Source organism: Oceanobacillus massiliensis str. N'diop (assembly GCF_000285495.1).
GTDB lineage: Bacteria > Bacillota > Bacilli > Bacillales > Amphibacillaceae > Oceanobacillus > Oceanobacillus massiliensis.
The window spans coordinates 20,367-32,253 of sequence record NZ_HE610981.1 but is presented as its reverse complement, the minus strand read 5'-3'; the positions used below and the strand labels follow the sequence as shown (position 1 = coordinate 32,253).

At 35.0% G+C, this 11,887-nt stretch carries 11 protein-coding genes; 6 read left to right on the top strand and 5 right to left on the bottom strand.

All coding sequences use genetic code 11. The features are described from left to right. Positions 1 to 649 precede the first annotated feature (649 nt). Positions 650 to 1,687, top strand: coding sequence for a DUF3231 family protein (locus OMHG_RS16590; RefSeq protein ID WP_010652023.1), 1,038 nt, complete (start codon positions 650 to 652; stop codon positions 1,685 to 1,687). 212 nt (positions 1,688 to 1,899) lie between these two features. On the opposite strand, the gene OMHG_RS18820 is transcribed toward OMHG_RS16590, so the two are convergent. Together OMHG_RS18820 and OMHG_RS16585 are read right to left on the bottom strand one after the other, a co-directional pair. Beyond that, positions 1,900 to 2,076: a hypothetical protein gene (locus OMHG_RS18820; RefSeq protein WP_187116597.1), complete on the bottom strand. Its 177-nt coding sequence runs from the start codon at positions 2,074 to 2,076 to the stop codon at positions 1,900 to 1,902. A gap of 219 nt (positions 2,077 to 2,295) precedes the next feature. Continuing rightward, positions 2,296 to 3,828 (bottom strand): multicopper oxidase family protein, encoded by a 1,533-nt coding sequence (locus OMHG_RS16585; protein ID WP_044477086.1) that lies wholly within the window; start codon positions 3,826 to 3,828, stop codon positions 2,296 to 2,298. Between the two features lie 2,546 nt (positions 3,829 to 6,374). On the opposite strand from OMHG_RS16585, the gene OMHG_RS16575 reads away from it, so the two are divergent. Continuing rightward, a complete protein-coding gene (locus tag OMHG_RS16575) occupies positions 6,375 to 6,791 on the top strand; it encodes a hypothetical protein (protein ID WP_010652020.1) in 417 nt (138 codons plus the stop codon). A gap of 113 nt (positions 6,792 to 6,904) precedes the next feature. Here the strand turns inward: OMHG_RS16575 and OMHG_RS19135 are convergent, their stop codons facing one another. The 3 genes from OMHG_RS19135 to OMHG_RS16565 all read right to left on the bottom strand — a co-directional run bounded on the left by OMHG_RS19135 (position 6,905) and on the right by OMHG_RS16565 (position 7,739). Next, positions 6,905 to 7,084: a hypothetical protein gene (locus OMHG_RS19135; protein WP_010652019.1), complete on the bottom strand. Its 180-nt coding sequence runs from the start codon at positions 7,082 to 7,084 to the stop codon at positions 6,905 to 6,907. A 125-nt stretch (positions 7,085 to 7,209) separates the two neighbouring features. Next, a complete protein-coding gene (locus tag OMHG_RS16570) occupies positions 7,210 to 7,512 on the bottom strand; it encodes a hypothetical protein (RefSeq protein ID WP_010652018.1) in 303 nt (100 codons plus the stop codon). Beyond that, entirely contained in the window at positions 7,512 to 7,739 is a 228-nt protein-coding gene (locus OMHG_RS16565; protein WP_010652017.1) for a helix-turn-helix transcriptional regulator, read from the bottom strand. The genes OMHG_RS16570 and OMHG_RS16565 overlap by 1 nt, the downstream gene beginning before the upstream one ends. Positions 7,740 to 8,071: 332 nt before the next feature. Here OMHG_RS16565 and OMHG_RS16560 point away from each other — a divergent pair, with 332 nt between their 5' ends. The 4 genes from OMHG_RS16560 to OMHG_RS19285 all read left to right on the top strand — a co-directional run bounded on the left by OMHG_RS16560 (position 8,072) and on the right by OMHG_RS19285 (position 11,640). After that, positions 8,072 to 9,031: an AAA family ATPase gene (locus OMHG_RS16560; RefSeq protein ID WP_010652016.1), complete on the top strand. Its 960-nt coding sequence runs from the start codon at positions 8,072 to 8,074 to the stop codon at positions 9,029 to 9,031. Positions 9,032 to 9,099: 68 nt separating this feature from the next. Beyond that, positions 9,100 to 10,296 carry a DUF58 domain-containing protein gene (locus tag OMHG_RS16555; protein WP_010652015.1) on the top strand — a complete coding sequence of 399 codons (1,197 nt, stop codon included), beginning with the start codon at positions 9,100 to 9,102 and terminating at the stop codon, positions 10,294 to 10,296. Beyond that, positions 10,286 to 11,491, top strand: a complete 1,206-nt coding sequence (locus tag OMHG_RS16550; RefSeq protein ID WP_010652014.1) for a hypothetical protein — start codon at positions 10,286 to 10,288, stop codon at positions 11,489 to 11,491. The genes OMHG_RS16555 and OMHG_RS16550 overlap by 11 nt, the downstream gene beginning before the upstream one ends. A 23-nt stretch (positions 11,492 to 11,514) precedes the next feature. Continuing rightward, positions 11,515 to 11,640 carry a hypothetical protein gene (locus OMHG_RS19285; RefSeq protein WP_272913378.1) on the top strand — a complete coding sequence of 42 codons (126 nt, stop codon included), beginning with the start codon at positions 11,515 to 11,517 and terminating at the stop codon, positions 11,638 to 11,640. Positions 11,641 to 11,887 lie beyond the last annotated feature (247 nt).

The window sequence follows — 11,887 nt, the reverse complement described above, 5'->3', positions numbered from 1 at the left end:
TACTCGACTTCCAGAGAAGTTGCGCTTTTCTTTATGTATAGGGTCATTTAACGGAAAAAGGACGGACTATTTGTTAGGAGGTCGAAGTATGCATATAACTTTGAAAAGATGAAAATTCGTCATCCTCATAAAAGGGGCAGAACTGGCAAGTGTCGGTGAACCCTGTATGGTGGTAAACACCTATATTCTTAATCAGTCCACATGCTATAAGGGCTAGGGGAATATTTCCAGCCCCTCTAGTACATTTAATTAATTTATATGTCAATTATAATAATGGTGTTCATCACCAATTTTAACTTCAATGTGGAGGGAAACTATGGAATCTCTTAAAAATATTATCCAAAATTTATTATATATGATATCAAATATTCGGGATATTTCTTATAAATTTATGGGTTATATTCGCGACATTCAGCAAGTTCTCCTTCGGGTTATTGAATTAGTTAAAGTTCCAGCCTATTATTAAGGACTGGTACAGTAATGCAGTTCAGAAAAGAGAGCACGGGTTATCGTGCTCTCCTCTTAAATCATTAGTATCAAGATTTCAATTGGTACTGTTTGTTGTATTCAAATATTGAAAAAATTTTTTAGAATATATTCTTTGTTATGATTCAAATTAAGAAATATAGTATGTAAAGGAGAGGTTAATATGGGTAACTCTGTAAACAAGGATGGAAAGGAAAATTGTTCTTTTACTTCAGCGGAAATTGCTTCACTTTGGAACCAGTATTTATGTGACAGTTTAGCAATTTGTGTATATAAATATTTTCTTAACAACGTTGTTGATAAAGAAGTAAAAGCAATATTAGAATATGCATTGCAATTGTCTCAGGATCATATTGCTCAAATCACAGAATTTTTTAAACAAGATCAATTTCAAATTCCTATGGGTTTTACTGAAAAAGATGTAAACCTTAATGCTCCAAGATTATTTTCCGATGATTTTTATGTGTTTTATACTACAGTTATGACTGCACATGGAATAACAGCTTATAGCCTGTCCATTGCTACAACCGATCGGAAAGATATTCGGAAGTATTATTTTAACTGTACTGAAAATGCCTATAAATTGATTGATAAAGGGATTCAATATACTCAATCAAAAGGGATCCATTCAACTCCTCCTTCGATTCCATCTCCAAAAAGCGTTAATTTTGTTGAAAAGACAGGAATAATAACTGACTTGTTTGGAGAAAGAAGACCCCTTTACGCAGCAGAAATTAGCAACCTTTACTTTAACACAAAACATAACGCATTAAATCAGGCTTTATATCTGGCATTTAGTCAAGTTGCTCAAAATGAGGATGTCCTTAATTTCATGTTGTTTGGCGTAGAAAAAGCAGGAAAAGATATAAACAGTTTCGTAAAGATTCTAGAACAGGAACATTTGTCCACTCCGAAAATGTGGAATGATGATATTACTAATTCTACAGTAAGTCCGTTTTCTGATAAGCTAATGATGTTCCATATGGCTTTTTTGACAAGTGCAGCTCTTTCTTTTTATGGAACAGGTTTGGCTTCATCCATGAGACCAGATATAATAATGACTTACAATAATATATTTGAAAATATTCATACGGGTTCTAGGAAGATATTTTCCATTATGGTTAAATATGGGTGGCTAGAAAAACAACCTGAAGCAATAGATAGAAAATCACTTGCACAAAATCATTTTAAGTTAAAATAATAAATTTCATCATTAAATCTTGGAAGGACTAAGTATTAATCGAACTGCTAACTTTATTTCGTACCAAATGTCATTAGTGAAATCAGCAGTTTGGATTATAGTTATACAATAGGAACAGATTGTTGAAATATGAACATTCCATGATTAAAGATAGGTGAATACAAAAAGGTCTATGACATTCTAAATTGACCACCAATATATTATGGAAGTGATTAAAGTTCACAGAATTTGATGAATATACATAACGGTTGGATGGAGCGGCCACCCACAACTAACTGCGTCTTCGGCTTGTGCAGCGTGTTTCTCTTTGACAATATTCCTATAACAAGAGTGGAAGTGGAAATTCGTTCAACAAGTTGATTTTGAGCTTTAATTAGTCTAGACTTCATGATAACTCCTCCTAAGGTGAGTTCTGAGGGCTGAAACCCAGTACATACTCATCCTAGCGGGGCGTCTATTTTTCTGCAAATCGAATCTACTAAGACCTACAGGAATGTTAAAGGGCAGGATAGCGTAACAAAGAAAAAACATTGGGTGTTAAATCCCAATGTTCTTTACAGAACTAGTTAAATGAGTTCAAGCAATTATTTTTAACAGAGCACAGTCAATTATCGTATAACAATATATGGTCTCATCATTTCATAATCCTCGTGCTCCAATATATGACAGTGCCATACATACATCCCTGTATAAGGACCAAACTTCATGATAATTCGAGTTATTTGGTTAGGATTAGCTCTTACTGTATCCTTCCATCCCCTTTCATATGGTTCTGGAGGAATCGCCTGAGCCGTATAATGGATAATTTTCTCCTTGTTATACTTTTCTACATCGAAATCCCTCCGGTCTATGATTTGAAAATTAATTAAGTGAAGATGAATGGGGTGTGTATCTGTAGTTATGTTAATCAGATACCATATTTCTGTCGATCCCAATTTTGGATTTTCTGTTATGGGGGCATCCCATTGTTTATTATCCAATAGCATGAATTCACGACCGTATCTATCCATATTATCATTTAAAGATAGGTATCTTACCCTGGAAGCTGACTGTTCATTTATTTGAGGTATAGGTATCATATAAGCAGGAATAACGCTTGTATCTACACTAGATAGGGGAAGAGTCACTCTAAACTGCATCACTGTACTCGTATTTTCATTTACCGGATCTCCGGTTGGAAAAGGAGCGGGAGCATCGTTTGTCATCATAATATTCTTGCCCTCAAGATTTGTAAAATCAATGATTACTTCTGCTCTTTCAGCAGGTGATAACATAATTTCTTTAACTCCTACCGGGTGTTGCATGAATCCTCCATCCGTCCCAATTTGGTAAAGAAGTTGACCCGAATCAAGTTTTATCCGAAAGAAGCGGGTGTTAGAGGCGTTTAGCAACCTAAATCGATATTTACGTGGTTCCACTTTTAAATAGGGATGTACTTTGCCATTCACTAAGATGGTATCCCCAATAAATTCAGGAATGATCGATGTTTCTATTTCCGGGACCGGTTTTTCTGGTTGTTTCGGGTAATAAAGAGAACCATCTTGATTAAAAGTCTTGTCTTGTATCATAAGAGGGATATCATATTTCCCACTTGGTAAATTCAATAAACGTTCCCGGTGGTCTCTGATAAGAAAGAATCCTGCCAATCCTGCATACACATTTAGCCTTGTGATACCGAGCGAATGGTCATGATACCACAGTGTACAGGCATGAGTGCAATTATCATATCGATAGATTTGCTTTCTAAAATATGGACCGACTTGTTTGAATCCCTTTGTAAACCAAGCCTCCGGGTATCCGTCACTTTCCGATTCCACACAGGCACCGTGGACGTGAACCACCGTTCGTACTTCAGGTACATCCCTATGAGCACCGTGTACCGTATAGTCTACAGGGAACAGATGCTTATCTGGAAGATTGTTAATCCATTTAACAAACACGATTTCTCCGCTTTCTACTTCAATGGTAGGACCCGGATAACTACCTTCATAGCCCCATACTGTTGTAGCGTGTAGCTTACCATGGAGTGATTGCTTAAATTCTGACATATTCACTTCATAATAAGTATAAAACTGATTTTTCCATCGAGGTTTTAAAATAGGGGGAATAGGCAGTTCATCCACGAATTTTTCTAGCTTTATCTTTTCAGGCATAATGTAAAACCTCCCCGCTGTTAAGATCACTGAGAAAGCATATGCAGCAGAACTTTTTATTATGATTTTAAGATATACTGCATCATATAAAGAGAACGGTTTTTATCATATCAGCCTACGTGACAATAGCACAGATTAGTCTAGTCAAATTGAAGATTTGTTACTAAAGCAAGCTAAGATTTTGTAGGAGCAGACCTCAGCTTATACCCATTCGGAGCGATTGTTCTGGTTAATAATATTTGTATGAAAACAACCCCTGTAAAAAGCCAAACTAAAGAAGACCCTCCACTTCAGAATTTTTTAAAGGGCTTAACTAAAATATATACTTACACTGTTAATTTAAGCCGGTTCTCCTGTTTTCAAAATATTGTAAGCAATGGTTATTGGCTTAGCGTGCGAAATCCGCATATTGTCGGCAGTACCCCTTATAGAACGGTTAGACATTTACATCTTTATCTTAATTGAAAATGGGATATTGTTGAATGCTTCTTAATCGTGATTTTTACTTAACTTTATAATAAGGATTCCTATAACTCCCCCTAAAAAGTATCCACCTATGCCTAAAACATCCAGAGGGGACTATGCAAGTCCTTATGATATAGCCGTTACAGAAGCGATCTTTAAGGTATTCAAATCAGAATTGCGCTAACGGAAATCAATTCTCTTGAACTTGATGATTATGTTCATTGGTTTAATAAATTTTGAATTAACGGAATATTATTCTATTTAACACCAGTAGAGTTCAAGCAACAACCTCTATAATTTTTAACCAGTCTAGTGTTGACACACCACTTTAACGAACTATAAGAAACGAAAGGTTGAGATACCTCTAAATAAAGATTTAATTAGGAGCGTTCCATTAGTTTTCTGAACTTTTGGAAGGCCTCTTTTTTCATCTCATTTGTCCTTAACAGATCGGCATCTTGCTGATGCTTTTTTCTGGTAATAATTCTGTGTGGTTTGACTATATATGTCCTAACCTTTTAGACACATATGCGATATCTATAATCTTGGGCAAATAAAAATGATGCATGTGTATCCCTTTAGCCATTAAAAGTGGTTTGTACTATTTAGTAGCTTGTTGTTTAATTAAATGGCCCCAAGTAGCTAAGCAAAAAGGACTTTTAAGGACAAATTTATCTTAAAATGGCAAAACAGAAACTATAATAAATAGTAGAACTTTAGTTTTATCTAAACGGGTTCAGCTCTCAGGGAGAAAACATTAAATAACACAATATTTAGGAGTACAAATCGCATAGCGTTTCGCACTCTTTTTCATCTGTTAATTGAGTTGCTATTTGTGATGTTGCTAAGCAAAAATGTTTGAATAAAATGATAATTATTCAAAGGTTTAAAGGGTTTATGTTAATATGATGTTAAGAATGAACGTGAGCATAAAAATAGGAGGATACAGTTATGAAGTTAAGTATTATCGGATCAAGTTTATTAATAGCTTCATCAATACTTTATTCAGCTCATTTTATTACTTCTGGTTTAATTGGCATAATTTCCAATTCGATTGGAGGAAGTCTAGATTATTCGTACTCACAGACGCTATTAATATTAAGCATAATCTCTATAATTATGGCAATCATACTTATTCTTATTGATTTTTTTAAAACAAGTAAATGAATGCGTATAGAAGAATTTGACAGAAGCATACATAACGCCTTTTCAGTTTTATAGTTGCTATGATTTTAGGAATATATAAATGCTCTTGCTAAACCGTTTAGAGGTCCATCCTTATGACTAACTAACAGATAATTTCCTTGTCCTTATAATTTCAATTATTCTATTTGTGATAGGTATATATGATAGTTTATTTCATTATAGTTTAGCAAAGGTGAGAAAATCTTCTATTAGATTATACCTTGCAATCATAGATAGCATATTTATCTCCATCTTCATGATATATCTTCTGTTTATTTCTTAAGTAAGAGAATCTCCTCTCTTTTTTCCTTGGCTTTATCGCTAACGTACTGTATCTTTTCCACAAAAATCATTATAATACGTAATCAGTCAATGAAGCTTAGTATAAATCCTATTAGGCGAAACTTGTAAATGGTATAATTAGGATAAGGGTATGGTAATATCCCTACCCCTTTTGCAAGAAAGGGGGTGCATAGATAGTGGAGATAGTGGCTTTAGTAACTGCTCTTGTAAGCTTGTTCACTTCAATTGTTAATTTAATAGTAGCAATTGTTGTGCTTGTGCGTAACGCTGAGAGTAGTTCAAAAACAAAGAACCTTACTCTCGGCCAAGAGCAAGGTTCAGATCATTACCACTGAGGTTAGGGGGAAACCCCTTCCTCACCACTATTCTATGGTTATCATACCCTTTTTATTCAGAAAAAACAAGGAGTTGATACCATGCAAGATACAATCTTAATTATTGCAATAACATCACTTCTTATTAATATTGTAACCCTTTCTATCTTATATAAAACATTTAAGAAGAAAGCATAAAATATTTTATTGGCCAAAATGGAGCCAAAAAGCCCCACTATTAGCGGAGGGAAAGGGGGAGGAAAATCAATGATATATAGTGATTTAGTATATGAAAAAGGATATCACATTGCATTTGAGCAAATATGTGAACCAAGAAATGCAGGGATAAAATTAAGAATTAATGTGAATAAAAGTAAAAATCCTACTGATCTACTGATTCATCCTCATCCGGATAGTAAGGCAATATCTCTTCAGTTAGACTTTCTAAACTATGTGACATATTCCGTAATCTATGATGATTTCACCATATGGGATGATAGTGAAATATACCAAGGAGAATGTTTTCGTATTTATTCAAAATCTCAAGTTTTAGAGTCTATACCGAAACAATATGACACCCAAAAAAAGTTAAAGCATTTTTCCTTGTCTTGTATTGAACATAAGGTAGATATACTTTCTTTTGATGAGCCTATCATAACTGAAATTAGTTCTAATGAGAGATAATTTTATTGGGAATTAGCTTGCATTTTGTATCTTTAGTAAAGTTTCATCAGAAGTAGGATTGATTGAATGTCTAACTTTTTTTGGACGACAATGTAATTATATATAAGTGCACGTTAATGGGAAAGTGGAAGACTCTGAAAAATAGAGATAGTAATAATTAATGTTGTTAAAGTACCGACAGAAGTTAAAGTAATGATTTTTCGGTTATTCTGCTCCTTTGAAGGTTTAATCATTTCATGAATCGCTGCAATCCATATAAATATAGAAACTATTACAATAATAGTCATAACCATATCTCATACAACTCTTTTTTATAATTTTTTTAATGTGTAATCAGTAAAGCACTTGTGCTATAATCCGGCCCTTTTGCTGGGTAGCGCAGTTTCTTATTCAAAAAGTGCGCCCGAGTGGTAAAGAATCAAGATAGCTTTTTTAAACTAAATAAAATAATCGCATGAATAATATTGGTACCAGTCAATAGAATCATCATAGCCATTTTATAGCCATCTAAAGAAAAGGAATTTATATATTCATCTGTTAAAGTAATAATCAACCAGCCAAAAATAATTATCGGATAAGCAAAAGCGTAGGATGCATGTAATATCCCGTTACCTCGTTCATCTTTGCTTTCCTTTCCAAAGTGAAATTTCACACTATAAGATACAGAGGCCATAAAAATCAAGAAATATACTACAATACTAACATTCATTAAGACAGACATTATAATTCCTCCCTTGTTTTTTCATATTGGAAAACTTCATCAACTCTTACATTAAATATATTTGCAATGTCAAAAGCCAAAATTAAAGATGGTGTGTAATTTCCCTTTTCTGTGGAAATAATAGTTTGCCTACTGACACCAACCTTTTCAGCCAATTCCTTTTGTGTCATCTTTCTCTCCGCCCTAAAAACCCGTATTCGATTTGATAACACCTTTACATTACTCATTATTTCCCCTCCTCAGTCAACCATGTTTAACATATTGTAAACTTTGTTTAACTATATGTCAAGTTAACTTTACTTTATTAGCTATTTAAAAAGCCACCAATTGGATGGTGACTTCATTTGACCGCAACAATTCAGTCCATTTGTTTAATACGATTCTTTATATTTCCATTCCCGATGAAATTCCTTTTACTCTGGAAAGTGTTCTAATAGAGTCTTTAAAATAACCCACCTAATTTCACTGAAAATTTCCCCTTGTTCATTAATTGGTGGTACTATTAACTATAGACCAAACGTGGGGGAAATAATAGTTTATGGAAAAAAGGAGTTAGGTTATGACGATGCTTAAGGAGTTATCGCATTCAATAGATGAAGTAAATAAAGTGATTTACGGGCAAGAGGAAGTCGTTGAGTTGTTGTTTGTTGCTTTGCTGAGCGGTGGGCATGTGATATTAGAAAGCGCGCCTGGATCGGGGAAAACGAAACTTGCAAAGTGTTTTGCCAAAGTGATAAATGGCGATTTCAGTAGAGTTCAATTCACGCCTGACGTTTTACCCAGTGATGTTACAGGAATACAATTTTTTAATCCTAAAACACAGGAATTCGAGTTGAAGGTAGGACCTGTTAAAACCAATATCTTATTGGCAGATGAGATAAATCGAGCCACTCCCCGCACCCAATCAAGCCTGCTGGAAGTTATGGAAGAGAGTCAAACGACTATTGAGGGTGAAACAATAAACATACCTTCTCCATTTTTAGTCATAGCCACCCAGAATCCAATTGAAAACAGTCAAGGGACGTTTCCTTTGCCGGAAGCACAATTAGACCGGTTTATGTTAAAGATAAATATCGATTATCCATCGTACGAAACGGAAAAGCAACTATTAGCCAATCACCAATTGCATGACCCATTGGAAAGGGTACTCCCTATATTATCAAAAAGCCAAATCATTTCTTTACAGGAGGAGACCGGGAAAATTAAGGTATCAGAAGTTGTTTTGGATTACGTATTGAAAATCGTGAGAAAAACCCGGAGCAGTAATTCAATAGAAGTGGGAGCTAGTTCACGTGCGGCCCTTTCATTAATACGGGCTGCCAAAAGCAGAGCTTTTATGAAGGGAAGAAACTATGTTACGCCAGAGGATATAAAGAAACTAATACCTTTTGTTTTAGCGCACCGCTTAGTTTTAACAATGGATGAGTCCTTACGAAATAGTAAAGTCGAAGTATTACGGGATTTGGTGAACTCGATAGATGTACCAGTAGAATGGGAGCGGAATATGGAAAGGGTCTAGAACATAAGAGATACAAGCTTCACTGTCAAGATGGTGGTTTCTAAAGTGAAGGGAAGGTGAAAACCATTATGCAATGGAGTAGAACAATACTTCAAAACCAGCAACAAATTGATCTAATCATAGCCTTGGTTGTTTTACTCTTTACAGTTAGCTTATTTATTGATCAGCAGCTTCTTTTTCTATTTGTTGGCTTATTGGTTAGTTATTTGTCGTTAATCAGACTGTACAATAAAAGAATCGGTAAAAAACTAGTATTAATTAATCCAAAACGGTTTAGCCGTTTATTTATGGAAGAAGAATTATCCCTGCAAATGGAGCTTCATAATGATTCATTGATTCCATATCTGGAAGGATACCTTTCTTTCGATACGAGTAATAATGTCATTTGCAATCGATATTTTCATATTAGGCGTGGTCAATGGAATAATCATCGAATAGCTATTTCAATGGTTGGGAAACAGAAGATTACTGTGACGGTACCATTCAAAGCAATTAGTCGCGGATTCATGCATATTCGTAATATCCGATATACGTTTTCACACCCTCTTACTTTTCAAAATGTTGATTTAACATTTAAGGAACAATATCGCACGAGGGCAATCATATATCCAACTAGTAAACTTGTACATAATGTCGAAAATGGCCAAGATAGATATTTCGGTAATGATACTAGTATGTATTCTGCATTTGAAGATTTATTACAGCCCATCAGTACAAGGGATTATCTTCATTCGGATTCATTTAAGCGGATTCATTGGAAAGCAAGTGCAAAAAGGCAAGAACTGCAAACAAAAGTGTATCAGCATAATCAAAACTTTTCTTGGGTCATTACGATTAATATTGCAGTCAAAAGTCCGCTGGGGAATTACTACGCCAGCGGGGAGCTGGAAAACTATTTATCTGAAGCGGCCTATATGGCCAATTACCTAATCAGACAAGGGTTCCCTGTGGAATTGTTTGTCAATCATAATACATATTCCGGTCCCCTTCATGTGAAAGAGGGAAAAGGTATAGACCATTTTAAAAAGATTTTGGAAGCTTTGGCTGTCGTTAATTACAATGATATTTATCCGATGAATCATATATTCCATATGGTTGATAAGCGGCATCATAACTCGCAAAGAATTATCTTGATAGGGGAATTGAATTGTGAGAACTTGCATTATCTTAGCAAACTAAAGGCCAAGGGTCACCAATTATATCATATTGAACAATCAACCCTTTTGCCTTACATGCCTATAGGGAGAGACAAACTTGAAACCTAATATCCTTAAACTTCTTCAATTAATACCTGAAGGAATTCTATATTACTTCTTTTTGGTGCCTTTTTTTGCCCTTAATAACGTGAATTATCCTTTATGGAGCTATCTTTTCATTATTATAATTACGTTACTATTGTTTGAGGCAGGAACAAACATAACGAGCAGTTATGCCGTTTATGTGCCCATCTTGTTGTTCTATTTTGCAGTAACATATTTTTGGCTGGATTACCCAATTTTAATAGCTGTTTTATTATTTGCTTACTTATTTTGGCGCGATTGGGTATTTGAAATGAAAGGGTCGGATAATAATCAATTACCGATATTAATTTTAACTGCTCTATTCATTTTTATAGAAGTAATTTTCTTTTATGATACCCACCTTGTTTGGATGGGTGTGGCTCAGGTTATTTTTGTGATCATTGGATACTGGGTCCGTTTAGTGCTTTCGGCTCCAGAATCAAATAGGTCTCAAAAAACATCAATCTTTTTTATCCTTTTGTTTTTAAGTGGTGGCATTATTTTGTATGCTATATATCCGATAATATCTGGGGCAATAGATATTATTTTTACCATTATCGGGATTATCTTTAAAAATGCTGTTCTTGGTTTAGCTAATTTATTAAGTTGGATGGGCGTAGACTTTTCTCAACTGAATATGGCCGATGAAGATAATTATAATCAGATGATCAACAATATTAAAGAAGATATTAGTAACTTGAGAGGGCTTAATGAGGCACCAGCTGAAGTCCAAGATAATAAGAGCGCTAGTAATGGTTGGAAATATTTCGGTCTGTTTGTCGGTTTGTTTGTTATGTCTGTTCTGCTTTATCGGAAAAGAAGGAAATCTGCACGTACAAGTAGCAATTGGGAGCATTGGAATGATTCTGATGTACAGGTAACAGCTCTTGATTTGAATCAGCCTATCGGTGAGGGAAATTCGCGTGCATCCAATGACCGGCAGCCTGAGCATCTGATCAGGAAATATGTACTTGAATTTGAAAAAGAAGCGAACCAAAATGGTTATGGCAGAAAAAAATATGAAACGATTGAGGAATGGTTCATTCGTCTGAAATTGGAACCTGATGATTTAGAGTTATACCAAAAGGTAAGATATGGCAATCAAGAACTCACAAATGAAGAATACGAAAGATTCTATGATGTATTACAGAATCTGAAAAACCAGTTAAAAAGCAAATAATATTTGTCCGGTTGCACCTTGGTATGAAAACGGACTCCTTATTTGTTATTGCCCATCATCCTGAAACATCTCGGACCAAATCACAAAATGTATTAACATACATATTATCGCTGCCTGCAGTAGAAGTTAAGGTGATTGATACGACGTAACAGCAACGGCCAATTTCCGCTCCGGGCAGTCGCTTTCCGCGGGCACCGCTTCAGCTTCCTCGGAAGAAACCCACTTCCTGCGGGATCTTCAGCCGCTGCTTTTCCCGCTGGAGTCGACTGCCCTACGCTTCAATCCATCTCAAAGAAATAATTATTTAGAGATTTAATAATTAAATATATTAAGATGCTGGACCGCTTAACACAACGGAGGAAATACACGGAGACTCCTGCGGGAAAGCGAAGACGA